20 protein-coding genes, 1 other RNA gene and 2 pseudogenes are annotated in these 25,674 nt (G+C 67.0%); 20 read left to right on the top strand and 3 right to left on the bottom strand.

Annotated elements, in window-relative coordinates; genetic code table 11:
* Positions 1–73 precede the first annotated feature (73 nt).
* Together rsmI and rnpB are read left to right on the top strand one after the other, a co-directional pair.
* Complete coding sequence (gene rsmI / locus FQS62_RS03295) at positions 74–892, top strand: 16S rRNA (cytidine(1402)-2'-O)-methyltransferase (protein WP_046982693.1); 819 nt, start codon at positions 74–76, stop codon at positions 890–892.
* A gap of 134 nt (positions 893–1,026) precedes the next feature.
* Positions 1,027–1,378, top strand: an RNA gene (gene rnpB, locus FQS62_RS03300) — RNase P RNA component class A.
* An 89-nt stretch (positions 1,379–1,467) separates the two neighbouring features.
* Here the strand turns inward: rnpB and FQS62_RS03305 are convergent.
* Positions 1,468–1,947: a DM13 domain-containing protein gene (locus FQS62_RS03305; protein ID WP_208043842.1), complete on the bottom strand. Its 480-nt coding sequence runs from the start codon at positions 1,945–1,947 to the stop codon at positions 1,468–1,470.
* A gap of 101 nt (positions 1,948–2,048) precedes the next feature.
* Positions 2,049–2,801, bottom strand: a complete 753-nt coding sequence (locus tag FQS62_RS03310; RefSeq protein WP_088480326.1) for an NRDE family protein — start codon at positions 2,799–2,801, stop codon at positions 2,049–2,051.
* Between the two features lie 368 nt (positions 2,802–3,169).
* Here FQS62_RS03310 and FQS62_RS03315 point away from each other — a divergent pair, with 368 nt between their 5' ends.
* The 15 genes and pseudogenes from FQS62_RS03315 (at position 3,170) to lpxC (ending at position 19,953) form a co-directional block, all read left to right on the top strand.
* Positions 3,170–3,571, top strand: coding sequence for a division/cell wall cluster transcriptional repressor MraZ (locus FQS62_RS03315; RefSeq protein WP_008266948.1), 402 nt, complete (start codon positions 3,170–3,172; stop codon positions 3,569–3,571).
* Positions 3,572–3,585: 14 nt separating this feature from the next.
* Positions 3,586–4,554 (top strand): 16S rRNA (cytosine(1402)-N(4))-methyltransferase RsmH, encoded by a 969-nt coding sequence (gene rsmH, locus FQS62_RS03320; protein ID WP_019661066.1) that lies wholly within the window; start codon positions 3,586–3,588, stop codon positions 4,552–4,554.
* Positions 4,551–4,814: a cell division protein FtsL gene (gene ftsL / locus FQS62_RS03325; protein ID WP_005408074.1), complete on the top strand. Its 264-nt coding sequence runs from the start codon at positions 4,551–4,553 to the stop codon at positions 4,812–4,814. The genes rsmH and ftsL overlap by 4 nt, the downstream gene beginning before the upstream one ends.
* Positions 4,811–6,655: a peptidoglycan D,D-transpeptidase FtsI family protein gene (locus FQS62_RS03330; protein WP_057501031.1), complete on the top strand. Its 1,845-nt coding sequence runs from the start codon at positions 4,811–4,813 to the stop codon at positions 6,653–6,655. The genes ftsL and FQS62_RS03330 overlap by 4 nt, the downstream gene beginning before the upstream one ends.
* Positions 6,652–8,160 (top strand): UDP-N-acetylmuramoyl-L-alanyl-D-glutamate--2,6-diaminopimelate ligase, encoded by a 1,509-nt coding sequence (locus FQS62_RS03335; protein WP_208043843.1) that lies wholly within the window; start codon positions 6,652–6,654, stop codon positions 8,158–8,160. The genes FQS62_RS03330 and FQS62_RS03335 overlap by 4 nt, the downstream gene beginning before the upstream one ends.
* Complete coding sequence (gene murF, locus FQS62_RS03340) at positions 8,157–9,551, top strand: UDP-N-acetylmuramoyl-tripeptide--D-alanyl-D-alanine ligase (RefSeq protein ID WP_208043844.1); 1,395 nt, start codon at positions 8,157–8,159, stop codon at positions 9,549–9,551. Before FQS62_RS03335 ends, murF begins: the two co-directional genes overlap by 4 nt.
* The gene (gene mraY / locus FQS62_RS03345) at positions 9,541–10,626 is read left to right on the top strand and encodes a phospho-N-acetylmuramoyl-pentapeptide-transferase (protein ID WP_010481929.1); all 1,086 of its coding nucleotides are present in this window, start codon (positions 9,541–9,543) and stop codon (positions 10,624–10,626) included. The genes murF and mraY overlap by 11 nt, the downstream gene beginning before the upstream one ends.
* A gap of 1 nt (position 10,627) precedes the next feature.
* Positions 10,628–11,953 (top strand): putative lipid II flippase FtsW, encoded by a 1,326-nt coding sequence (ftsW, locus tag FQS62_RS03350; RefSeq protein ID WP_049448918.1) that lies wholly within the window; start codon positions 10,628–10,630, stop codon positions 11,951–11,953.
* Positions 11,950–13,038, top strand: a complete 1,089-nt coding sequence (murG, locus tag FQS62_RS03355) for an undecaprenyldiphospho-muramoylpentapeptide beta-N-acetylglucosaminyltransferase (RefSeq protein WP_049448919.1) — start codon at positions 11,950–11,952, stop codon at positions 13,036–13,038. The genes ftsW and murG overlap by 4 nt, the downstream gene beginning before the upstream one ends.
* 40 nt (positions 13,039–13,078) lie before the next feature.
* Positions 13,079–14,515: a UDP-N-acetylmuramate--L-alanine ligase gene (murC, locus tag FQS62_RS03360; RefSeq protein WP_208043845.1), complete on the top strand. Its 1,437-nt coding sequence runs from the start codon at positions 13,079–13,081 to the stop codon at positions 14,513–14,515.
* Positions 14,512–15,474 (top strand): D-alanine--D-alanine ligase, encoded by a 963-nt coding sequence (locus FQS62_RS03365; RefSeq protein ID WP_208043846.1) that lies wholly within the window; start codon positions 14,512–14,514, stop codon positions 15,472–15,474. The genes murC and FQS62_RS03365 overlap by 4 nt, the downstream gene beginning before the upstream one ends.
* Positions 15,471–16,145, top strand: a pseudogene (locus tag FQS62_RS03370) (cell division protein FtsQ/DivIB); the annotation flags it as partial. The gene FQS62_RS03365 and the pseudogene FQS62_RS03370, both read left to right, overlap by 4 nt.
* A 71-nt stretch (positions 16,146–16,216) precedes the next feature.
* On the top strand, positions 16,217–17,452 hold the full coding sequence (gene ftsA / locus FQS62_RS03375; protein ID WP_005408083.1) for a cell division protein FtsA: 1,236 nt from the start codon (positions 16,217–16,219) through the stop codon (positions 17,450–17,452).
* A gap of 161 nt (positions 17,453–17,613) precedes the next feature.
* Entirely contained in the window at positions 17,614–18,849 is a 1,236-nt protein-coding gene (gene ftsZ, locus FQS62_RS03380; protein ID WP_049448927.1) for a cell division protein FtsZ, read from the top strand.
* A 192-nt stretch (positions 18,850–19,041) separates the two neighbouring features.
* The gene (gene lpxC, locus FQS62_RS03385; protein ID WP_049448929.1) at positions 19,042–19,953 is read left to right on the top strand and encodes a UDP-3-O-acyl-N-acetylglucosamine deacetylase; all 912 of its coding nucleotides are present in this window, start codon (positions 19,042–19,044) and stop codon (positions 19,951–19,953) included.
* Positions 19,954–20,235: 282 nt separating this feature from the next.
* Here lpxC and FQS62_RS03390 read toward each other — a convergent pair whose 3' ends face one another.
* A complete protein-coding gene (locus FQS62_RS03390; protein ID WP_005408086.1) occupies positions 20,236–20,685 on the bottom strand; it encodes a DciA family protein in 450 nt (149 codons plus the stop codon).
* Positions 20,686–20,697: 12 nt separating this feature from the next.
* Between FQS62_RS03390 and FQS62_RS03395 the strand changes: the two genes are divergently transcribed.
* From FQS62_RS03395 to FQS62_RS03405, 3 genes and pseudogenes are all read left to right on the top strand, one after another.
* Entirely contained in the window at positions 20,698–21,654 is a 957-nt protein-coding gene (locus tag FQS62_RS03395; protein ID WP_057501038.1) for a M23 family metallopeptidase, read from the top strand.
* A gap of 223 nt (positions 21,655–21,877) precedes the next feature.
* Entirely contained in the window at positions 21,878–24,610 is a 2,733-nt protein-coding gene (gene secA / locus FQS62_RS03400) for a preprotein translocase subunit SecA (protein ID WP_057501039.1), read from the top strand.
* Positions 24,611–24,711: 101 nt separating this feature from the next.
* Positions 24,712–25,667 (top strand): annotated as a pseudogene (locus tag FQS62_RS03405) (Nudix family hydrolase).
* Positions 25,668–25,674 lie beyond the last annotated feature (7 nt).

A 25,674-nucleotide genomic window follows, 5' to 3' on the forward strand; every position in this document is an offset into this window, starting at 1 on the left:
CCATGCGATGAGGGCAGCGGCCTTGGCCGGGTACACGCTACGATTCTACCCTTGCCCCGTGAGTACCGCTGAAATGAGTGTCCCAACCCTGTACGTCGTCGCCACCCCGATCGGCAACCTGGCCGATCTGAGCCCGCGCGCGCAGGAGGTGCTGCGTTCGGTGGCGGCCATCTGTGCCGAAGACACCCGCCGCAGCGGCCAGCTGCTGTCCCATTTTGGCATCCAGCAGCCGCTGGTGGCCCTGCATGAACACAATGAGGAAGCCTTGGCCCAGCGCCTGGTCTCGCGCCTTCAGGCCGGCGAGTCGCTGGCGCTGGTCAGTGATGCGGGTACGCCGCTGGTCAGTGATCCGGGTTTCCGCCTGGTGCGTGCCGCGCGCGCGGCAGGCATCAAGGTCAGCCCGATTCCCGGTGCCTGCGCCGCCATCGCCGCGCTGAGCGTGGCCGGCCTGCCCAGCGACCGTTTCAGCTTCGAGGGCTTCCTGCCGGCCAAGGCCAGCGGACGCCGCGACCGCCTGCAGGCGCTGGCCGGTGAAGTGCGCACGATGGTGTTCTACGAATCCTCGCACCGCATCACCGAGTCGCTGGCCGACATGGCGGCGATCTTCGGTGGCGAGCGCCCGGCAGTACTGGCGCGCGAGCTGACCAAGCTGTTCGAGACCGTACTGGATGGCGATCTGGCCGGCCTGCTGGCCAGGGTGGAAGCCGACGAGAACCAGCGCAAGGGCGAGTTCGTGGTGATGGTGCAGGGCGCCGGCGACGATGAGGAAGCGCAGCTGGCGCATGGCCGCCGCGTCTACGCCAAGCTGAGCGAGCATCTGCCGCCGTCGACCGCGGCGAAGCTGGCGGCTGAATTGACCGGCGCACCGCGCAAGGCGTTGTACGGCAGCTGATGGATCGTGCGGACCAAGGTCCGCACCCACCAGAGCAGCGGAACCGGTAGATCTGCGCCCCGCGTGGATGGATGAACCGCACGCCGCGATCAGCACGGCAGGAAGGGCGTGCGTAGGCTAGAATGTGCGCTGGCGGAGCCGGCCAGACAGTCGCGTCATCCCTTCGGGGGTGCCGAGGAAAGTCCGGGCTCCATAGGGCAAGGTGCCAGGTAACGCCTGGGCGGCGCAAGCCGACGGAAAGTGCAACAGAAAGATACCGCCTACGTCTTCTTCGGAAGGCCGGTAAGGGTGAAATGGTGCGGTAAGAGCGCACCGCGAGTCTGGCAACAGACCGGCACGGCAAACCCCACCTGGAGCAAGACCAAATAGGGATCCTTTGGCGCGGCCCGCGTTGGATCCGGGTAGGTTGCTTGAGCGTTGCGGTGACGTAACGCCTAGAGGAATGACTGTCCACGACAGAACCCGGCTTATCGGCCGGCTCCGCCTCTTTCTTACGGTAAGCCGAGCATGGCTCGGCTCTACTGTAGAGCCGAGCCATGCTCGGCTGCTCTCCGCCCAGATGCTTGGGATGTTGTTCAACCCGGCGTGCGGTACTGCCCGGCGGAAATGAACTGCTCGAACCGTTCGCACCACACCACTACGGTGGTGTAATCGTCCACGTTGACGCTTTCAGGCACGTCCACCAGGAAACGGTTGAAAGTCTTCACCTCGCCGATGCGCTGGGACTGTGCCTTGATCTTCAGGAAATCGGCCTTGTTGTCGACGAAGTCGCGCAAGAGGTAGACCTTGTAGTCCGGCCCCGGGCCCATCTTGCCGTCGAACGCGACCTGGCGCCGGCTGACGCTGACCTTGCCCTCGGCCCAGTGCACCGCGTCGCTGCCCTTGAGGTCACGGCGGAACGTGGTGTGATGAGTGGCGTCGTTCATGGCGGCCTGCACCTGCGCCGCCGGCGGATCATCAGGGGCGATCAGGATCGGCAGGAAGTACACGCCCAGGCCGAAGCCGAGGCCGAGAGTGAGCAGGTGGGTGGCGACAAGTACGAGAACACGGCGCATCAATGACTCCCTGTGGATCGGTGAGGCGCGCGGCAGGACCGCGCCAGATCATCGTGTGGCGTGCGTGCAGACATTTATAGACACAGAAAACAGGTACAGGGTCAGAAATCGACCTGGCTCTGGCCCAGGGCGACGCCCTGCGGGCCGAAGCGACGTTCGTGGATCTGCCCATGCCCGTTGGCGTCGATCAGCAGCACGGTGCTGGCGCGGGTGCCGTAGTCGTCGCCGCGGATGAAGGCCGGGCTCAGCCAGCGCTCGCGCTCCAGGCCGATGCCGGTGTCGGGCAGGTCGCTGTCGGCAGGGCGATGTTCGTCGGCCAGGGCGGCCCAGAGTGGGGTCAGGTCCTCATTGCCGGCCTGCAACCACGCCGACAGCGCATCCATCAGCCGACGGGTCTTCGGCCACGGCGCGTCCAGCGCACCGTTGGACATGCCATGCACGCCCGGGCCCAGGCTCTGCCGCTCGGCGGGGTGGTTGCCCAGGAACTCCAGGCTGTGGCCGTCGGCCAGCAGCAGGTTGAATGGGGCGTAGGCGCCGGCCACCGTTGCCAGTCGGTCGATATGCACGGCGGCGGGGTCGCGGCCGCGCAGGAAGTCTGCCACCAGCGCACCCCGTGAAGGACCGGTCTGGGCGGCCAGCGGGTCGCGGACATTGGTGACCACGGCCATGCGTCCACCGGCACCGACGCCGGCCCAGCCGCCGCCAGAGCGCAGGTCGCGGCCCCCGATGACGGAGGTCTCATCCTGCCAGGGGGCCAGCGCCGCCGTCGGGCGGGCGTGGAACTCATCACGGTTGCCGGTCATCACCAGCCGCCAGCGCGGGTGGTGCATCCAGCCAAGAGCGAGCAGGCACATGGCCTCATTGTGCACGGTTTGCGCAGTCTGGCGCCGCTTCCGGCCCGTTTTGGATGAATGCGCGGCCGATGTTTCACGCGCTGTCCACAGCCCTGAACTTCCGTTCAATCTCAAAAATTGAGACGGATCAGCAACTTGTGGATAAGCCTTGAACAATTCTCTAAAGGTTGTTGCAAGCCATTGATGTGGCTGGCGATTTCCCCGCTGAAAAGTTGTTGACAACCCTTCGGCCGCTGCTAAGGTGGGCATCAGAGGGAAATCCGGGTGTTTTGTGGGTTTTCGTGGTTCAATGTTTCACCGGGCGAAGGATAGGTGCACGCGTCGTGTTCCAGGGCGAGACGGCCATCACAGTTGACGATAAAGGGCGCATGGCGGTTCCCACCGCTTACCGCGACCTCGTCGCGCGCGCCAGCAACAACCGTCTCGTGCTGACCTACAACCCGTTCGAAGCCGGCTGCCTGTGGCTGTATGCAGAGTCGGAATGGGAGCGGGTCCGCGACGACGTCATGTCCAAGCCCAACACCCAGCGCGTCGTGCGCCTGTTGCAGCAGAAGCTGGTCGGCTCGGCCGCCCATCTGGAGCTGGACGGCAACGGTCGCATCAGCATCCCCGCCAGCCACCGCGGTGCGGTGGGCATTGAGAAGAAGGCGGTATTGCTCGGTATGGGCGACAAGTTCGAATTGTGGAGCGAGCAGGCGCATCGGGCCCTGATCCAGCAGACGTTGTCTGACGAGGATCTGGGTGATGGGTTGCTCGACCTGAAGTTGTGAGCCGGGGTGCCCGGATGCGCCCAGAAGCGCAGACCGGTCACCTTCCGGTGTCGCAGTCGCCGGCGGTGCACCTGCCGGTCCTGTACACCCAGGTCCTTGAAGGCCTGAGGGTGATCGAAAACGGACGTTATCTGGATGGCACGTTCGGTCGTGGCGGTCATGCACGTGGCGTGCTCACCCAGCTCGGTCCCGAGGGGCGCCTGCTGGTCATGGACAAGGATCCGGAAGCCATCGCCGTAGCCGAGCGCGATTTTGCGCCGGACCCGCGCGTGTCCATCTTCCGTGGCAGCTTCGCCCAGCTGCTGCAGTGGGATGCGACGGCCGAAGGCCTGGACGGCGTGCTGTTCGACCTGGGCGTGTCGTCGCCGCAGCTGGACGTGGCCGAACGTGGCTTCAGCTTCGGCAAGGATGGCCCGCTGGACATGCGCATGGATCCGGACAGCGGTGAAAGCGCCGCGCAGTGGATCAACCGCGTGGAAGACCGCGAAATTGCCGACGTGCTGTGGACCTACGGCGAAGAACGCCAGAGCCGCCGCATCGCCCGCGCCATCGTGGCCCGCCGCGAGAAGCAGCCGTTCACCCGCACCGCCGAACTGGCCGAGCTGATCGCCTCGGTGATGCCGCGTGGGAAAGACAAGATCCACCCGGCCACGCGCAGCTTCCAGGCCATCCGCATCCACATCAACCGCGAGCTGGCCGATCTCGAAGCCGGGCTCGATGCGGCCGTGGAACGGCTCAAGCCCGGTGGCCGGCTGGCGGTGATCAGCTTCCATTCGCTGGAAGACCGCATCGTCAAGCAGTACATGAACCGCCTGGCCAAGGCGCCGCCGGCCAACCGCCGCCTGCCCGAGGCGGTGGCGTTCGTGCCGACACTGGACCTGATCGGTGGCGCCATCAAGGCTACCGACGAGGAACTGGCCGCCAACCCGCGTGCGCGCAGCGCCGTGCTGCGCGTGGCGCAGAAGCGGGAGGCCGACGCATGAGCCGGCTGCTGCTGATCATCCTGTTGGCCTCGACCGTGGCCTCGGCGATCGGCGTCGTGTTCGTGCGTCACCGTCACCGGCAGACGTTCATCGAGCTGTCGCGCGCCGAACGCAAGCGCGATGACATCAACCTCGAATTCGGCCGCCTGCAGCTGGAGCAGGCCACGCTGGCCGAAGCCAACCGGGTGGATCGCATCGCCCGCGAAAAGCTCGGCATGAAGTTCCCCGAAGCCGGGGACATCGTGGTGGTGCGGCCATGAGCAAGACCGGCCGCAACCGCCCGCGCAACGCCTTCAACCTGCGCCAGCGCCTGCGCTGGGTCGCGCTGGCGCTCGGCCTGTGTTCGGTGTCGCTGGTCGGCCGCGCCGCCTACGTGCAGATCATCAACAGCGACTTCTACCAGCGCCAGGGCGAAGCCCGCTACCTGCGCGAGCTGCCGATCAAGACCTCGCGCGGCATGATCACCGACCGCAACGGCGAGCCGCTGGCGGTGTCCACGCCGGTCGCCTCGATCTGGGTCAACCCGCAGGACCTGCTGCGTTCGCCCGAGCGCATCCCGGAGCTGGCCCAGGCGGTCGGCATGTCGGTGGACGAGCTGAGCAGCCGCCTGTCGCAGAAGTCGGACAAGGAATTCATGTACCTGCGTCGCCGGATCAATCCGGACGAGGCAGAGAAGGTGGTCGCGCTGAAGATTCCGGGCGTGGCCGCGCAGCGCGAGTTCCGCCGCTTCTACCCGCAGGGTGAGGCGATGGCGCACGTGCTGGGCTTCACCAACATCGACGACCGCGGCCAGGAAGGCCTGGAGCTGGCGTTCGACGAATGGCTGCGCGGCAAGGCCGGCGCCAAGCGGGTGATCCGCAACCGCAAGGGCGAGACCGTCGAAAGCGATCTGCTGCGCGCCGCCGAACCGGGCAAGGACCTGACCCTCAGCATCGATCGCCGCATCCAGTACCTGGCGTTCAAGGAGCTGCGCAACGCGCTGGTGGCCAACAAGGCGGCCGGCGGTTCGATGGTGATCATGGACGTGACCACCGGCGAGATCCTGGCCATGGTCAACCTGCCGACCTACAACCCGAATTCGCTGACCGGCGCGCTGCCCGATGCGCGCCGCAACCGTGCGGTGACCGATCTGGTCGAGCCGGGCTCGACGATGAAGCCGCTGACCATCGCCACCGCGCTGCAGGCCGGTGCGGTGACCAAGGACACCATCATCGATACCAACCCGGGTTACATGCAGGTAGCCCGCTTCACCATTCGCGACGTGCCGCGCAACAACGGCGTGCTGAACGTGACCGGCGTGATCACCCGCAGTTCCAACATCGGCGCGGCCAAGGTTGCGGCGAAGATGCCGGACCAGGTGTTCTATGACGGCGTGCGCCGCTTCGGCTACGGCTCGGTGCCGCACAGCGGCTTCCCGGGTGAATCCGGTGGCGTGGTGCGGCGCCCGGCCAACTGGGACGGTGCCACCAAGACCACGATGTCCTACGGCTACGGCCTGAACGTGACGCCGCTGCAGATCGCGACCGCTTATTCGGCGCTGGCCAATGGTGGCAAGCTGATCGCGCCGACCTTCGTCAAAGGCCAGCGCAACGAAGCGCATCAGATCATCGATGAGAGCGTCGCCAGGCAGGTGGTGGCGATGATGGAAACGGTGGTCACCCAGGGCGGCGCCAAGCAGGCGGCGGTGCTGGGCTACCGCGTGGCCGGCAAGACCGGTACCGCGCGCAAGACCGGTCCGGGGGGGTACGAGCGGGGTCATTACAACGCGCTGTTCGCCGGCGTGGTGCCGGCCACCAACCCGCGCTTCGCCACCGTCATCGTCATCAACGATCCGCAGGCCGGCAAGTTCTACGGCGGCCTGGTGTCGGCGCCGGTCTATCACAACGTGATGGAAGGCACCCTGCGCCTGATGGACGTGCCGCTGGACGACCTGCAGTCGTGGCTGGCCGCGCAGCAGTCCGGCAAGGTCGGCCACTCGGCCTCGATCCTGCCTGCGCCGCCGGCCGAAGCCGCCTTGCCGGTGGATGCCGCCGCTGAATTCGATGCTGCGCTGCCCAGCGCGCATGCCCAGACGCCGCCCGCTACGGGAGGCACGCAATGAGTCCTTCGATGTTGCTTTCGCAGTTGCTTCCGGACGTTGCTCTTGCAGGGCACGACCCCGTTCTGACCGGCCTGGTGCTGGACAGCCGCGCCGTGCGCCCCGGCAATGCCTTCGTCGCCATCGCCGGGTTCGGCGCGCATGGCCTGGGCTTTGTCGAGCAGGCCCGCGCGGCGGGCGCTGTCGCCATCCTGTTCGAACCGCCCGCGCCTGCCGAACTGCCGGCCCCAGCCGATGCGATCGCCGTGCCGGGCCTGCGCGCGCGCATGGGCGCGATGGCCGACCAGTTCCATGGCGCACCGTCGCGGGCGATGGCGATGGTGGGCGTGACCGGCACCAACGGCAAGACCTCCACCGTGCAGCTGCTGGCCCAGGCCTGGCACCTGCTCGGAACGCCCAGCGGCAGTATCGGCACGCTGGGCGCCGGACTTTATGGTTCGGTTGAACCGACCGGCTTCACCACGCCGCTGGTGCTGCAGATGCATGCGTTGCTGGCGCAGCTGCGCGACGCCGGTGCGCGCGTGGTGGCGATGGAAGTCAGTTCGCACGCGCTGGACCAGGGTCGCGTGGATGCCGTGCACTACGACGTGGCGGTGTTCACCAACCTCACCCGCGACCATCTGGACTACCACGGCGACATGGCCAGCTACGGCGCGGCCAAGGCGCGGCTGTTCCATCGTCCGGGCCTGAAGTCCGCGGTGATCAATCTTGACGACGCCTTCGGCCGCCAGCTGTTCGCCGGCCTGCCGGCGGGCGTGCAGCCGATCGGTCTGAGCTCGCGCGGTGCCACCGATGCCAGCGTGCGCGCCGAAGCGCTGCAGCTGGACGGCCGCGGCATTGCCTTCGAACTGGTCATCGACGGCCAGCGCGCGGCGGTACAGTCGCCGCTGCTGGGCCGCTTCAACGTGGACAACCTGCTGGCGGTGGCCGGCACCCTGCACGCGCAGGGCCAGCCGCTGCCGCGCATCGCCGAAGTACTGTCGGCACTGCAGCCGATCCGTGGCCGCATGAACCGCCTGGGTGGCGAAGACGGTCTGCCGACGGTGGTGGTCGATTACGCACACACCCCGGACGCGCTGGAACAGGCGCTGGACAGCCTGCATGGCCATCTGCACGGCGCGCTGTTCTGCGTGTTCGGTTGCGGTGGCGAGCGCGATACCGGCAAGCGCCCGCAGATGGCGGCCATTGCCGAGCGCCTGGCCAACCAGGTCATCGTCACCGACGACAACCCGCGTGGCGAAGATGGCGACGTGATCGTGGCCGACATCCTGGCCGGCTTCGCCGATGCCTCCGCCGTGACCGTGCAGCGCAGCCGCGCGCGTGCGATCGGCCTGGCGGTGAAGCGTGCCGGTGCCGGCGACATCATCCTGATCGCCGGCAAGGGCCACGAGCCGTACCAGGAAGTGAATGGCGTGCGCCATGACTTCGACGACACCGAAGTGGCCGCCGCTGCACTGGCGGCCAAGGCCGGTGTGCTCAGCGCGCAGGCCGGGGAGGGCGCCGCATGAAGCGCACCCTGCTTTCGCTGATCGCCCACTGGGCCGGCGGCGAGATCCACGGCGACGACGTGGCCATCGATGCGGTCAGCAATGACACCCGCAGCCTCGGCCCGGGCAGCCTGTATGTGGCGCTGCGCGGTGAGCGTTTTGATGGCCATGACTTCGCCACCGACGCGCAGGCGCGCGGTGCCAGTGCGCTCCTGGTCGAGCGCCTGCTGCCGATCGAACTGCCGCAGGTGCTGGTGGCCGACAGCGAACTGGCACTGGCGAAGATCGCCACCGGCATGCAGCGCGACCGTGGCACCGAGGTGTTCGCGATCACCGGCAGCAACGGCAAGACCAGCGTGAAGAGCCTGCTGCTGTCGATCCTGCAGCAGGTAGCCCAGCACGCGCACAAGGTGGTGTACGCCAACCCGGGCAACCGCAACAACGAGATCGGCCTGCCGCTGGCAGTGATTGATGCACCGGAAGATGCCGACTACGCCGTCTACGAGATGGGCGCCGGCAAGCCGGGCGACATTGCCTATTTGACCGACATCGCCCGCCCGCGCTATGCGCTGGTCAACAACATCGCCCCGGCGCACCTGGAACGCATGGGCAGCCTGCTCGGCGTGGCGGTGACCAAGGGCGCGATCTATGCCGCGCTGCCGGCCGATGGCGTGGCCGTGATCAATGTGGACGATGCCTACGGCCGCTGGTTCGAACAGCACTTCGTCGGCACCCCGCCACGCTGCCGCGTACTGCGCTACGGCCTGGAGCACACTGCGGACATCACCGCGCGCGACATCCGCGCCGGCGCGCAGGGCAGCCAGTTCACCCTGGTCGCACCGAGCGGCGAAGCCCGCGTGGTGCTGGGCCTGCCGGGTCGCCACAACGTCAGCAACGCGCTGGCCGCTGCCAGCCTGGCGCTGGCGGCTGGTGTCGATCTGGCACTGATTGCGGCCGGCCTGGCCGAAGCGCAGCCGGTACCGGGCCGCCAGATCGCCCATCAGCTGCGCAATGGCGCGGTGCTGGTGGACGACAGCTACAACGCTAACCCCGGTTCGCTGGCAGCGGCCATCGATGCCTTGGCCGCCGCGCCGGAAGAGGGCTGGCTGGTGCTGGGCGACATGCGCGAGCTGGGTCCGGACGCCGAAGCGCTGCATGCGCAGGCGGGGCTCCGCGCGCGCGCCGCTGGCCTCAAGCGCCTGTATGCGCTGGGCCCGCTCAGCGCCGCTGCCGCTACCGCCTTCGGCGAAGGCGGCCGTCATTTCGCCACCCATGACGCGCTGTCGCAGGCGCTGAAGGACGAGCTGCACGCCGGCGTGCGCTGCCTGGTCAAGGGTTCCCGTGGCAGCGCCATGGACACGATTGTCAAAGCGCTGCTGGCGCAAGGAGAGGAATCCCCGCATGTTGTATGAACTGGCTCGATGGTTGCAGCAGTTGGAGAGCCTGTTCGGGCTGTTCAACTACCAGACGTTCCGCGCCATCCTTGCCGCGCTGACGGCCCTGTTCCTGTCGCTGTGGCTTGGCCCGGCGATGATCCGCAAGCTTGCCCAGTTCAAGGGCGGCCAGCCGATCCGCAAGGACGGTCCGCAGACCCATTTCTCCAAGGCCGGCACGCCGACCATGGGCGGTTCGCTGATCCTGCTCACCATCACCCTGTCGGTGCTGATGTGGGCCGACCTGCGCAACCGCTACGTGTGGCTGGTGCTGGCGGTGATGCTGTGCTTCGGCGCCATCGGCTGGTATGACGACTGGATCAAGATCGTCCGCCGCGACCCGAACGGCCTGAAGTCGCGCTGGAAGTACTTGCTGCAGTCGATCTTCGGCCTGGCCGCGGGCCTGTTCCTGTTCTACACGGCCGACGTGCCGGCAGCGCTGACCTTCTACATCCCGATGTTCAAGTCGATCGCGCTGCCGCTGGCCGGCATCGGCTTCGTGGCCATCGCCTACTTCTGGATCGTCGGCTTCTCCAACGCGGTGAACCTGACCGACGGCCTGGATGGCCTGGCGATCATGCCGACCGTGCTGGTGGCCTGCGCGCTGGGCGTATTCGCGTATGCCTCGGGCAACGTGGTATTCGCCAACTACCTGCAGATTCCGCAGATTCCGGGCGCCGGCGAGCTGGTCATCATCTGCGCGGCCATCGCCGGTGCCGGCCTCGGCTTCCTGTGGTTCAACACCTATCCGGCCATGGTGTTCATGGGCGACATCGGCGCGCTGGCGCTGGGTGCGGTGCTGGGCACCATCGCGGTGATCACCCGCCAGGAGCTGGTGCTGGTGATCATGGGCGGCGTGTTCGTCATCGAAACGCTGTCGGTGATGATCCAGGTGGCCTCGTTCAAGCTGACCGGCAAGCGCGTGTTCCGCATGGCGCCGATCCACCACCATTTCGAACTGAAGGGCTGGCCCGAGCCGCGCGTCATCGTGCGCTTCTGGATCATCTCCGTCGTGCTCGTGCTGATCGGCCTGGCCACGTTGAAGGTGCGCTGAGATGAACGACCTGTCCCGCCAGGCAACACGCCTTGAAGCCATCGAAGGCAGCTACGACAAGTGGCTGCTGGGCGCGATCATCGCGCTCACCGGCGTGGGCGTGGTGATGGTGGCGTCCAGCTCGATCGCCTTGATGAGCAGCCCGTTCTACTACCTCAACCGCCACCTGATTTTCCTGGCGGTGGGTATCGTGCTGGCGGTCATCGCCGCCCGCACCGAGCTGAAGTCCATCGAGCAGTACAACCAGATGCTGCTGCTGGGCTGCTTCGTGCTGCTGCTGGCGGTGTTCGCACCGGGCCTGGGCAGCACGGTCAACGGCGCACGCCGCTGGATCAACCTGGGCATCTCCAAGTTCCAGACGGTCGAAGCGGTGAAAGTGCTCTACATCGTCTGGCTGTCGAGCTACCTGGTGCGTTTCCGCGACGAGGTCAATGCGACCTGGCCGGCAATGCTCAAGCCGCTGGGCGTGGCCGGTGCCCTGGTGGTGCTGTTGCTGCTGCAGCCGGACTTCGGTTCGTCGACCCTGCTGCTGGCGATCACCGCCGGCATGCTGGTGCTGGGCGGGGTGAACATGCCGCGCATGTCGATGCCGGTGATCATCGGCCTGGTCGGCATGAGCGCGCTGGCGATCATCGAGCCCTACCGCATGCGCCGCATCACTTCCTTCCTGGACCCGTGGGCCGACCAGCAGGGTGACGGCTACCAGCTGTCGAACGCGCTGATGGCCGTGGGCCGTGGTGAATGGACCGGCGTCGGCCTGGGCAACTCGGTGCAGAAGCTGTACTACCTGCCCGAAGCGCATACCGACTTCATCTTCTCGGTTACCGCCGAGGAATTCGGCTTCCTGGGCACCTGCGTGATCGTGGCGCTGTACGCGCTGCTGGTCGGTCGGACCTTCTGGCTGGGCATGCGCTGCGTGGAAATGAAGCGGCACTTCTCCGGCTACATCGCCTTCGGCATCGGCCTGTGGATCAGCATGCAGACCTTCGTCTCGATCGGCGTGAACCTGGGCATCCTGCCGACCAAGGGCCTGACCCTGCCGCTGATCTCCTCCGGCGGTTCGTCGGTGCTGATGACCTGCGTGGCGATGGGCCTGCTTCTGCGCGTGTCCTATGAACTCAAGCGCGCCGAGCGCCGCCAGGCCGTGCGCATCGGTGGCGCCGAAGACGTTGCTGCCGAGCCGAGCGACGAGCCGGCCGCGCCGGTGGCCGCCAGCGTACCGATGAGCGCCGAGCCGGTCGCATCCGCGTCCGCTGCCCCGAATGCTGCACGCGGCACCAGCCGCCTGCAGTCGCGCATCGAACCGACCTTCGGGAGGCTGTCATGAACACGGCCACCCACACTGCACGACCAGTAATGATCCTGGCCGGTGGCACCGGCGGGCACATCTTCCCCGGCCTGGCCGTGGCCCGCGTGCTGCGCGAGCGTGGCGTGCCGGTCACCTGGATGGGCGCCGACGGTGCGATGGAAACCCGCCTCGTGCCGCAGCACGACATTCCGATCGACACGCTGGCCATCACCGGCCTGCGCGGCAAGGGCAAGCTGGCCCTGCTCGGCGCGCCGTGGCGGTTGATGCGCGCGCTGCGCGCCGCCGGCATGATCATCCGCAAGCGCCAGCCCCGTGCGGTGGTTGCCTTCGGTGGTTTCGCCTCCGGCCCGGGTGGCATGGCTACGCGCCTGCACGGCCTGCCGCTGCTGGTGCACGAACAGAATCGCGCTCCCGGCATGACCAACCGCATCCTGTCGCGCTACGCGCGCCGGCTGCTGACCGGCTTCCCGGGTACCTTCGCCAAGGGCGAGGAGTTCGTTGGCAACCCGGTACGTGCGGAGATCGCCGCCATCGCACCGCCGGAACAGCGCTTCGCCGACCGCCAGGGTCCGCTGCGCGTGCTGGTGGTCGGTGGCAGCCAGGGCGCGCGTGCGCTCAACACCGGCGTGCCCCAAGCGATCGCCGCGCTCGGTGCCGGGGTTCCGGTGCAGGTGCGCCACCAGAGTGGCGAGAAGATGCACGCCGAAGCGGTCGAGGCCTATGCCAAGGCCGGCGTGCAGGCTGAAATCACGCCGTTCATCGCCGACATGGCCGAAGCCTTTGCCTGGGCCGACCTGGTGGTGTGCCGCGCAGGCGCTTCGACGTTGGCCGAGCTTTGCGCGGTCGGTGTCGGCAGCGTGCTGGTGCCATTCCCCGCCGCCGTCGACGATCACCAGACCCGCAATGCGGAGTACCTGGTCGAGCGCGGCGCGGCGGTTTTGCTGAAGCAGGACGGAACGCTGGCCGACGGCATTGCCGCACTGCTGCGCGATCTGTCCGAAAATCCCGCCCGCCGCATGCAGATGGCGCAAGCCGCGCGTGCCCTGGCCAAGGTCGATGCCGCCGAGCGCATCGCCGATATCATTCTTGAGGAAGCTGTATGAAGAAGGCATGCCACCGCGCCTGCCCTGCGCGAGGCCGCGCATGATCCGTCGCCTGCACGACACCAACGACCTGGTGCGCGCGTTCCCGCGCGTGCATTTCGTCGGCATCGGCGGCACCGGCATGAGCGGCATCGCCGAAGTGATGCTGACGCTGGGCTATGAAGTATCCGGCTCGGACAACGCCGACAATGCGGCCACCCGCCGCCTGGCCGGCCTGGGGGCGCGCATCATGCGCGGCCACTCCGCGGCCAACGTGCTGGGCACCGACTGCGTGGTGGTCTCCAGTGCCATCCGCGAAGACAACCCGGAACTGATGGAAGCGCGCAGCCAGCGCATTCCGATCATGCCGCGTGCGGCGATGCTGGCCGAGCTGATGCGCTTCCGCCGCGGCATTGCGGTGGCCGGCACGCACGGCAAGACCACCACCACCAGCCTGACCGCGGCGGTGCTGAGCGAAGGTGGCCTGGACCCGACCTTCGTGATCGGTGGCCAGCTGCTGGCTGCCGGTGCCAACGCCAAGCTGGGTGGCGGGCAGTGGCTGGTGGCCGAGGCCGACGAAAGCGATGGCAGCTTCCTGCGCCTGAACCCGCTGATGTCGATCATCACGAACATCGATGCCGACCACCTGGAAAACTACGGCAACGACTTTGCCCGCGTGCAGGCGGCCTTCGCCGAGTTCCTGCAGCGCCTGCCGTTCTACGGTCTGGCCGTGCTGTGCATCGACGACCCGGAAGTGGCCGCGCTGGCCGCCAAGACCCCGCGCCACGTGATGAGCTACGGCATGAGCCCGCAGGCCGACGTGCGCGCCGAGAACGTGGTGCAGGAAGGGTCGCGCATGCGCTTCACCCTGCGCCTGCCGCAGGGCACCAGCCAGGAAGTGGTGCTGGCCCTGCCGGGCAGGCACAACGTGCTCAACGCACTGGCCGCCGCCGCAGTGGGCTGGCAGCTGGGCGTGGCACCGGATGCGATCGCACGTGCGCTGGATAGCTTCGCCGGTGTCGGCCGTCGCTTCAACGATCTGGGTGAAGTGACCACCGCCAGCGGGGCCAAGGTCCGCATCATCGACGACTACGGTCATCACCCGAGCGAGCTGGAGGCGGTGTTCGCCGCCGCGCGTGGTGGCTGGGCCGACAAGCGCCTGGTCGTGGCCTTCCAGCCGCACCGTTACAGCCGTACCCGCGACCAGTTCGACAAGTTCGCCGCGGTGCTGTCCAGCGTCGACGCGCTCGTGCTGAGCGAGGTCTACCCGGCCGGCGAAGAGCCGATTGCCGGTGCCGACTCGCATGCGCTGGCCCGCGCAATCCGCGCGCGCGGCCGCAGCGAGCCGGTGGTGGTGGGCAAGGCCGCCGAGCTGGCCAGCGTGCTGCCGGACGTGCTGCAGGACGGTGACCTGCTGCTGATGATGGGGGCGGGCGACATCGGCGCCGTGGCCACCCACATCGCGGTGGAAGGCTTCAAGGGGGAGGGCGAGGCGTGAGCGCGCTGACCTTCCCGCCGCTGCGCGTGACCGACCCGGCTGTGTTCGGTCGCGTCGCCGTGCTGCTCGGTGGCACCTCCAGCGAACGCGAGGTGTCGCTGGATTCCGGCCGCAACGTGCTCGAAGCCCTGCAGTCGCGCGGCGTCGATGCGTTCGCCGTGGACGGCATCCCGGCGCTGGCCAAGGCGCTCGCCGCCGGCGGCATCGATCGCGTGTTCAACATCCTGCACGGCCACAACGGTGGCGGTGAGGACGGCATCGTGCAGGGCCTGATGGACGCCTTCGGCGTGCCGTATACCGGCTCGAACGTGCTGGGTTCGGCGCTGAGCATGGACAAGATCCGCACCAAGCAGGTGTGGCTGTCGCTGGGCCTGCCGACCCCGCAGTACCGGAAGGTCACTGCCGAAGACGTGCATGCCAACGCCGCTGCGCTCGGCCTGCCGGTGGTGGTGAAGCCGGCCAACGAAGGTTCCAGCGTGGGCATCAGCCGGGTGACCGACGACGCCGGCCTGGATGAGGCGGTGGCGCTGGCCGCGCGCTACGACGGCCAGCTGCTGATGGAACAGATGGTGGTCGGCGACGAACTGACCGTGGCCATCCTTGGCGACGTCGCACTGCCGTCGATCCGCATCGTGCCCAAGGGCCAGTGGTACGACTACAACGCCAAGTACATCGCCGAGGACACCCAGTACCTGTGCCCGGGCCTGGACGGTGACGCCGAGGACGAGATCCGCCGCATCGCGCTGGCCGCGTTCCGTGCCGCCGGCTGCCGTGGCTGGGGCCGCGTGGATGTCATGCGAGACCGCGACAGCGGCCATTTCTTCCTGCTGGAAGTGAACACTGCGCCGGGCATGACCAGCCACTCGCTGGTGCCCAAGGCGGCCCGCCAGGCCGGCATCGGTTTCGAGGAGCTGGTGTGGCGCGTGCTGGAACAGACCCTGGAGGCCTCGCACGCATGAACGCGGTGCTGCGCATCTTCGTCTGGCTGTTGGCGCTGTCGGTGGTTGCACTGCCGGTGGTGGCCGTAGTCAATGGCTGGGTTGGCGCCGAGCGCTGGCCGCTGGCGAAGCTGCGCGTGCATGGTGAGTTCAAGCGGGTGCCGGCCGAGCAGCTGCAGCAGGTGCTGCTGCCGTACGCGCACGCGGGCTTCTTCGCGGTCAAGCTGCAGGACGCGCAGGATGCACTGGAACAGCTGCCGTGGGTGGAAAGCGCGCAGGTGCGCAAGCAGTGGCCGGACGTGCTGGAAGTGACCCTGGTGGAGCACAAGCCGTTCGCGCGCTGGGGCAACGACCGCCTGGTCTCCGAGCAGGGCAAGCTGTTCCCCACGCCGAAGAAGCTGGCCGACCTGGCGCTGCCCGAACTGGACGGTCCGGACAGCCAGACCGAAGAAGTGATGAAGCTGTACAGCGACTCGCGTGCATTGTTCGCACCGGCCGGCGTGGACGTGCGCCGGGTGACGATGGACGCGCGTGGCAGCTGGTCGCTGGTGCTGAGCAACGGCACTGAAGTGGTGGTCGGTCGCGACGATGCACGCTCGCGCATGCAGCGTTTCGTCAAGGTGCTGCCGCAGTTGAACCGTCAGGACGCGCCGATCGAGCGCGCCGACCTCCGTTACACCAATGGTTTCACGCTGAGCTGGGGTACCCCGGCCACGCCGGCGAAAACGTCGGCGACCCCAGCCAGCAGGACGCAGGAAAGGACATGAATCGCAAGGGTGACAAATCGCTGATCGTTGGCCTGGACATCGGCACCTCCAAGGTGGTGGCGCTGGTGGGCGAGTATTCGCCGGGCAACCCGATCGAAGTGATCGGCATCGGCTCGCACGAGTCGCGCGGTTTGAAGCGCGGCGTGGTGGTGGACATCGAATCGACCGTGCAGTCGATCCAGCGCGCGGTGGAAGAAGCCGAACTGATGGCTGGCTGTGAGATCCGCTCGGTGTACGCCTCGATCTCCGGCAACCACGTGCAGTGCAAGAACTCGCCCGGCATCGTGCCGATCCGCGACGGTGAAGTGACCTGGGGCGACCTGGATCGCGTGCTGGACGCGGCCAAGGCGGTGGCGATTCCGGCCGACCAGAAGATCCTGCACGCGATCCCGCGCGAGTACGTTCTGGACGATTCGCAGGAAGGCATCCGCAACCCGGTCGGCATGACTGGCGTGCGCCTGGAAGTGCACGCCCACCTGGTGGTGTGTGCGCAGTCGGCCGCAGCCAACATCAGCAAGTGCGTGCAGCGCTGCGGTCTGCAGGTGGACGATCTGGTGCTGTCCTCGCTGGCCTCCAGCGTGGCGGTGCTGACCGCCGACGAGCGCGAGCTGGGCGTGGTGCTGGTCGACATGGGCGCTGGCACCACCGACATCGCCGTATTCGTGCAGGGTGCGATCTGCCACACGGCTTCGCTGCCGATCGCCGGCGACCACGTCACCAATGACATCGCGCACATGCTGCGCACGCCGACTCCGGAAGCCGAGCAGATCAAGGTGCGCTATGCCTGCGCGCTGGCCCAGTTGGCCACTGCCGAGGAAAGCATCCAGGTGCCGTCGGTGGGCGACCGCCCGCCGCGCCGCATGCCGCGCCACTCGCTGGCGCAGGCCGTGCAGGGCCGCTACGAGGAAATCTTCGAGATGGTGCAGGCCGAACTGCGCCGCTCCGGCTTCGAGGAACTGGTGCGCGCCGGCATGGTGCTGACCGGTGGCGCTTCGAAGATGGAAGGCGTGGTCGAACTGGCCGAGGAAATGCTGCAGATGCCGGTGCGCGTGGGCATCCCGCAGCACGTCACCGGCCTGGGCGAAGTGGTCGGCAACCCGGTGCATGCCACCGGCGTGGGCCTGCTGCTGATGGGCAGCCAGATCGAGCACCCGCGGCGGCCGTCGCTGCCGACCGGGCGCGCTGGAAGCATGTTCAAGAAACTCAAGACCTGGTTCCGCGGCGAGTTCTGACGCGGAACCTGCACTACCCGGGCTCGCCCGGTTGCAACACCGGCAACACGACGCAACACCGGCAACACATAACCCACACAGCCGCAACGACGGCATGCAGCACGAAGGCAGGACGCCCGAATGCCCATGCAATCGAAAGCGGATACAACGAGGACACGGACATGGCGCATTTTGAACTGATCGAAAAGATGGCACCCAATGCGGTGATCAAGGTTGTTGGCGTGGGCGGCGGCGGCGGCAATGCCGTGGCGCACATGGTCAACTCGGCGGTGGATGGCGTGGAATTCATCACTGCCAACACCGACTCGCAGGCCATCAAGAATTGTGGTGCCAAGCTGCAGCTGCAGCTGGGTACCAACGTGACCAAGGGCCTGGGCGCAGGCGCGAACCCGGAAGTCGGCCGCCAGGCCGCGCTGGAAGACCGTGAGCGCATCATGGACGCGCTGCAGGGTGCGGACATGGTGTTCATCACCGCCGGCATGGGCGGCGGCACCGGCACCGGCGCTGCACCGGTGGTGGCACAGCTGGCCAAGGAAATGGGCATCCTGACCGTGGCCGTGGTCACCAAGCCGTTCCCGTTCGAAGGCCGTCGCCGCATGCAGGTCGCGCTGAAGGGCATCGAGGAACTGAGCCAGCACTGCGACTCGCTGATCACCATCCCGAACGAGAAGCTGATCACCGTGCTGGGTCGCAACGCGACCATGATCCAGGCCTTCCGTGCCGCCAACGACGTGCTGCAGGGCGCCGTGCAGGGCATCGCCGACCTGATCGTGCGTCCGGGCCTGATCAACGTCGACTTCGCCGACGTGCGCACCGTCATGTCCGAAATGGGCCTGGCAATGATGGGCACCGGTACCGCCCGCGGCGATGACCGCGCGCAGGCCGCTGCCGAGTCGGCGATCCAGAACCCGCTGCTGGACGACGTGAACCTGGCCGGTGCCAACGGCATCCTGGTCAACATCACCGCCGGCGCCGACTTCACCATGGCCGAGTTCGACGAGATCGGCCGTACCATCGACGGCTTCGCTTCCGAAGACGCCACCGTGGTGGTGGGTACCGTGCTGGACCCGGACATGCAGGACGAAGTGCGCGTGACGGTGGTCGCCACCGGCCTGAACCGCATCTCGGCCAGCAAGACCCAGCGTCCGGGCGAGCGCGCGCCGATCAAGCTGGTCCGCAACGCCACCACCGGCCAGCCGGAGTTCGGCGAGTTCGACAATGGCGGCGACGCCGTGTCCAAGGCTGTTGGCGGGATGGGCCTGGGCCTGCGTCGTGCCAGCAGCGACACCGCGGCAGCCTCCACCCCGTCGGCCCCGGCCGCTTCGGCCCCGGCTGCAGCGGAACTGCCGAACGATTACCTGGACATCCCGGCCTTCCTGCGCCGCCAGGCGGACTGAGCGGGGCTGCCCGGGGCTTGTCCTCCCCGGGTTGCGCCACCATGTCCTGAAAACGCGGGCGCCGGGCCAGGATGGGCCCGGCGCCCTGCTTCACGCGCGTCCTACCGGCGCGCCGGTGTGTCCTGCCGGCGTTTCAGTCGGGGTAGGGGACCGTGCGTGTTAATCTAATGTGTCACTTCCGGTCCATCCCCCATGATCCAGCAACGCACCCTCAAGAACACGATCCGCGCCACCGGCGTTGGCCTGCACAGCGGTGACAAGGTCTACATGACCCTGCGCCCGGCACCGGTCAACCATGGCATCGTGTTCCGCCGCGTGGACCTGGACCCGGTGGTGGAAGTGCCGGCCAAGGCCGAGCTGGTCACCGAAGTGACCCTGTGCACCGGCCTGACCTGCAACGACGCCAAGATCCAGACCGTCGAACACCTGATGTCGGCGCTGGCCGGCCTGGGTGTGGACAACATCATCGTCGAACTGTCCTCGGCCGAGCTGCCGATCATGGACGGTTCGGCCGGCCCGTTCGTGTTCCTGCTGCAGTCGGCGGGCATCGTGGAACAGGAGGCGCCCAAGCGCTTCATCCGCGTGCTGAAGACCGTGGAAGTGACCGAGGGCGACAAGGTGGCCCGCTTCACCCCGTACGAGGGCTACAAGCTGGGCTTCACCATCCAGTTCGATCACCCGATGATCCCGGCCAAGCAGTCGCGCCAGGAAATCGAGTTCTCGACGCTGGCCTACACCAAGGAAATCTCCCGCGCGCGCACCTTCGGTTTCATGCGCGACCTGGAATACATGCGCGAGCGCAATCTGGGCCTGGGCGGTTCGATGGACAACGCCATCGTGCTGGACGAGTTCCGCGTGCTCAACGAAGACGGCCTGCGCTACGCCGACGAATTCGTGCGCCACAAGATCCTCGATGCGATCGGCGACCTCTATCTGGCCGGTGGCCAGGTGCTGGGTGCCTACGAAGGCTTCAAGTCCGGTCACGCCCTCAACAACAAGCTGGTGCGGGCGCTGATGGCCGACGCCACTGCTTGGGAATGGGTCAGCTTCGACTCGCCGGCGACGCCGGACCCGGTGGAATACGCTACTCCGGCCTACGCCTGATTTCTGTAGGCTGTTGAATTGAAAGACAAAAACGCCGCCTTCCAGGGCGGCGTTGTCGTTTCAGGCGTGTTCGGCGCATTCAGCATGCTTGACGCGCGTCAAGGCCGGTTCGAGGTCACGGTTTTGTGAACCTGTTGGATCGGAAGCCTGAATTTAACGCAGTTTTAACAACAATCTAACGACAGGCCCCCGGATGGCAGCTAGGATGCGACCCGGCCCCCGAAATGTTTCACGCCGTGGTGACACGCGCGACGGGGAGCGGAGCCGGATGCTCCGTTGTCGTCAGGACCGCTTCTTCGGCTTCGAAGGAACGTCCTGCAGGCAAGCCAAGGCGTCGCGTAGCCCTTTGTGCGTGGCGGCTGAAACTGCGTGGGGTCCATTCCGGTTGTCGAGCGCTGGGGAGCGCGTGGGAGTGGGAGACGCAGTCTTGATGGTCACCCTGGTGGCCTTCAGCCCGATGGAACGGGCCGCGTCGAGCAACTGGGCTTCGGCAAGCCGCAACTTGGCATGCCAGACCGGGGACTCGACGAGAAAAACGAGGTGTTCCCCGTCCACATTGGCCAACCGGCAACGGCTGCGCAGAGGTGGCGGCAACTGGGGGCGCAACTGACGGTCCAGCGCGTCGAGCCACAAGGCACGCCGCAGCGGGTTCCCGCTTTTGTCCGCCATCACCGCATCCAGCGCCGGCTTCGGCACTGACGCGGGGCGAACGCTGGATTTCGGCTCAGACATGAAAACTCACTGATGGCATTCAAAAAGATCGTAATCAAAACGCGTGAAGGACAGGCCAAGGCGTCGCCCATCGCGCGTTTGCGGTTCTATTTCGAGGACCGCCCCCGCGCCCTGCTGGGCAGCGTGCTCGGGGTAGGCTGCATTATCGGCCTTGCTGGCGGCATTGGCGCCAGCGCGCTGAATGATTCCCGGCTGCAGGCCAAGGTCGAGCGCCAGGATGCGGAGCTGGCCAAGGTCAAGCGCGATGCGCAGACCCAGGTCAACGCGCTGGCGGCCCGCCTCGGCGAGCTGCAGGCCCAGGCCACCCGCCTCAACGCCCTCGGCGAACGGCTGACCCAGATGGGCAAGCTGGAAGACGGCGAGTTCGACTTCAACGAGACCCCCGGTCTCGGTGACGGTGACGCCGGCGGCCCGACCAGCGACATCCCGGTCAAGGACGTCAACGCCGACTTACAGGTGCTGGAGCAGCGCTTCGCTGCTTCAGGCCGCCAGCTGTCGGTAATGGAATCGCTGATGTTCGACCACCAGCTGCAGCAGAACGCCGTGCCCTCGCGCATGCCGATCCGCAACAGCTATGTGACCTCCGGCTTCGGCACCCGTGCCGACCCGTTCGGCCGCGGTGCCGCCACCCACAAGGGCATGGACTTCCACGCCAAGGTCGGTGACCCGGTGATGGCCGTGGCCGAGGGTGTGGTCAGCTTCGCCGGTGTGAAGGGCGGCTACGGCAACGTGGTCGATGTCGACCACGGTAATGGCTACGTCACCCGCTACGCGCACAATTCGCGCCTGGTGGTGAAGGTCGGCGACCTGGTCCGTGCCGGGCAGGAAGTGGCCAAGGCCGGTTCCACCGGTCGTTCGACCGGCGCCCACGTGCACTTCGAGGTGTGGGAGAACGGCAACGTGGTCAACCCGCGCAAGTTCCTCGGCGACGGCGGCAACACGCCGGTCGGCCGCGTCAGCCGCGGCTGATCCGTTCTGGTAGTGCCGGCCGCTGGCCGGCAATTCCTTGAGGTTGCCGAACGAGGCTCCGGCCAGCGGCCTGCACTACCCCTCGGGGTTGAAACCTCAGCGGGCCGTCCCAAGCTACAATGGGTGTTGCCATCGACAGGGCGCCAGGCGCCCTGTTTCGTTTGCGGCGGACGGATCCCAAGGGGGAGGCCGGGCGTCGTGTCCATCCAACCCGGTTCCTTCAATGATCAACAGCCTGCTTACCCGCGTATTTGGCAGTCGTAACGAACGACAGCTGCGCCAGCTCAACCGCATCGTCGCCAAGATCAATGCGCTGGAGCCGGAGATCGAGAAGCTTTCCGACGAGCAGCTTCAGGCCAAGACGCCGGAGTTCAAGCAGCGCATCGCCGATGGCGAAGCCCTGGACAAGGTGCTGCCGGAAGCGTTCGCGGTCTGCCGCGAGGCCGGTCGCCGCGTGCTGGGCATGCGCCATTACGACGTGCAGCTGATCGGCGGCATGGTGCTTCACCTGGGCAAGATCGCAGAAATGCGCACCGGTGAAGGCAAGACCCTGGTGGCGACCCTGCCGGTGTACCTCAACGCGCTGGAAGGCAAGGGCGTGCACGTGGTCACCGTGAACGACTACCTGGCGCGCCGCGACGCCGCGCAGATGGGCAAGCTGTACAACTGGCTGGGCCTGAGCGTGGGCGTGGTCTACCCGGGCATGCCGCACAGCGACAAGCGCGAAGCCTACGCCTCGGACATCACCTACGGCACCAACAACGAATTCGGTTTCGACTACCTGCGCGACAACATGGCGCTGTCCAAGGCCGACCGCTATCAGCGCGGCCTGCACTACGCCATCGTCGACGAAGTCGACTCCATCCTGATCGATGAAGCGCGTACCCCGCTGATCATCTCCGGCCCGGCCGATGATTCCCCGGAGCTGTACATCCGCGTCAACCGCGTCGTGCCGAACCTGGTCAAGCAGGAAGTGGAAGACGGCGAAGGCGACTTCTGGGTCGACGAGAAGGGCAAGCAGGTGCACCTGTCCGAAGCGGGCATGGAGCATGCCGAGCAGCTGCTGGTCGAGGCCGGCATCCTCGACGGCGAGACCGAAGGCCTGTACGCACCGCAGAACCTGACGGTGGTCCACCACCTCAACGCCGCGCTGCGCGCGCACGCGATCTACCAGCGTGACGTGGACTACATCGTGCGCGACGGCGAAGTGGTCATCGTCGATGAGTTCACCGGCCGCACCCTGTCCGGCCGTCGTTGGTCCGATGGCCTGCACCAGGCCGTGGAAGCGAAGGAAGGCGTGCCGGTCCAGCGCGAGAACCAGACGCTGGCGAGCATTACCTTCCAGAACCTGTTCCGCATGTACAAGAAGCTGTCCGGCATGACCGGTACGGCCGATACCGAAGCCTTCGAGTTCCAGAGCATCTACGGCCTGGAAGTGGTGGTGATTCCGACCAACCGCCCGACCATCCGCAAGGACAGCCCGGACCAGGTGTTCCTCAACCGCAAGGGCAAGTTCAATGCGGTGCTGGCCGACATCGAAGAGTGCGCCAAGCGTGGCCAGCCGGTGCTGGTGGGTACCACCTCCATCGAAACCTCGGAAATGTTGTCCGAGCACCTGCGCAAGGCGGGCGTGAAGCACGAAGTGCTCAACGCCAAGCAGCATGACCGCGAAGCCACCATCGTCGCCAATGCCGGCCGTCCGGCGGCGGTCACCATCGCCACCAACATGGCCGGTCGTGGTACCGACATCGTGCTGGGCGGTTCGCTGGAAGCGGAAATCCACGAGCTGGGCGAAGGTGCCACCGACGAGCAGAAGGCCGCGGTCAAGGCCGAATGGCAGAAGCGCCACGAGGCCGTCAAGGCTGCCGGCGGCCTGCACATCGTCGGTACCGAACGCCATGAATCGCGCCGTATTGACAACCAGCTGCGTGGCCGTTCGGGCCGCCAGGGTGACCCGGGTTCGTCCCGCTTCTACCTGTCGCTGGAAGACAACCTGATGCGCATCTTCGCCTCCGACTGGGTGCAGAAGGCCATGCGCATGATGGGCATGAAGGAAGACGACGTCATCGAAGACCGTCTGGTCAGCCGCCAGATCGAGAAGGCGCAGCGCAAGGTCGAGGCCCACAACTTCGACATCCGCAAGAACCTGCTGGACTTCGACGACGTCAACAACGACCAGCGCAAGGTGATCTACGCCCAGCGCGACGAACTGCTGGACGCCGAGTCGGTGAAGGACAACGTCGACGGCATCCGCGACGACGTGATCTTCGACGTGGTGGCCCGCTTCGTGCCGCCGAACTCGATCGACGAGCAGTGGGACCTGCGTGGCCTGGAAGCGACCCTGGAGTCGGACTTCGGCCTGCAGATGTCGCTGACCGACCTGGTCAAGGAACACGAGGAACTGGACGCCGAGGCGATTGCTGCCAAGGTGCAGGAACGCGTCAACCAGCACTTCGCCGAGAAGGAAGCCGGCGTGGGCGAAGAGACCATGCGCGCGCTGGAGAAGCACGTGATGCTGACCGTGCTGGACCAGAGCTGGAAGGAGCACCTGGCGCGCATGGATTACCTGCGCCAAGGCATCTACCTGCGTGGTTACGCGCAGAAGCAGCCCAAGCAGGAATACAAGAAGGAAGCCTTCGAACTGTTCTCGGACATGCTGGAGAACGTCAAGCGCGAAGTGGTGACCCTGCTGTCGCGCGTGCGCATCCGCAGCGACGAGGAAGTGCAGGCGCTGGAAGCGGCCGAACGCCAGCAGGCCGAAGCCCGCCTGAGCCAGTCGCAGTTCCAGCACCAGGATGTGGGCGGCTACAGCGCCGACGAGGAAGCCGCGCAGGTGCAGGCTGCCCAGCAGGGCGTGGCGCAGATGCAGCGCGACGAGCCGAAGATCGGCCGCAACGATCCGTGCCCGTGCGGCAGTGGCAAGAAGTACAAGCACTGCCACGGCCAGCTGAGCTGACCCCGAAGAGCCCCGCGAAAGCGGGGCTTTTCGTTTATGGCGGCGGCGCTGCACCGGATCCGTGATTGCGCCAGTCGCCCTGTTCTGGGCATGCTTCCCCCATGCCTTCCCCCACCCGATCGATCCACGTTGTGGCCGCCGTCATCACCGCGCCCGTGGCCGCGTGCTGCTCAACCGCCGTACCGAGAACCGCGACATGGCCGGCCTGTGGGAATTCCCCGGCGGCAAGCGTGAATCCGGCGAGACCTCCGAACAGGCGCTGGTGCGTGAGCTGCGCGAGGAACTGGGCATCGAGGCCGATGTCGGCGAGTGGCTGATGGATGTGCCGCAGCGCTATCCGGACAAGCATCTGACCCTGGAAGTGCGCCACGTGCGCAGCTGGAAGGGGACACCGCGTGGGCGGGAGGGCCAGGCCATTACCTGGGTGGCGCCGGACAAGCTGGGCCGCTATTCAATGCCACCGGCAGACCTGCCGGTGGTGGCCGCCCTGCGCCAGCCTGACAGCTACCTGATCACCCCGGCGCCAGCGGATGATGAGGGCGGCATGCAGCATTGGCATGAACAGCTGCAGCGCGCTGTGGCCGCGGGCCAGCAGCGCATTCAGCTGCGCTTGCCGACGGCGCATCCGCAGCGGCAGGCGATGGTCGAACAGGCCGTGCGCGCGCATCGTCGCAGCGGGGTGCAGTGGTTGCTCAACCGCGATATCGAGCTGGCACGCGCATTGGGCGTGGGCGTGCATCTGGGCAGCGAACAGCTGCTGGAGCTGTCGCAGCGTCCGCTGCCCGAAGGCCAGCTGGTGGCCGCCTCCTGCCACGACCTGCAGCAGCTGCAGGCCGCACAGCAGTTGGGCTGCGACTTCGCCGTGCTGGGTCCGGTGCAGGCCACGGCCAGCCATCCGGATGCGGTGCCGCTGGGCTGGGATGCCTTCGCCGAGCTGCGTGCGCAGGTGTCACTGCCGATCTACGCGCTGGGTGGCATGGGCAGTGGCCACATCAGTGAGGCGCGTCGCCATGGTGGGCAGGGCATCGCCGCCATTCGCGCGCTGTGGCCGGCGTGATGTCAGG

The sequence above is a fragment of the Stenotrophomonas sp. SBJS02 genome, assembly GCF_020428325.2.
Taxonomy (GTDB): Bacteria; Pseudomonadota; Gammaproteobacteria; order Xanthomonadales; family Xanthomonadaceae; genus Stenotrophomonas; species Stenotrophomonas africana.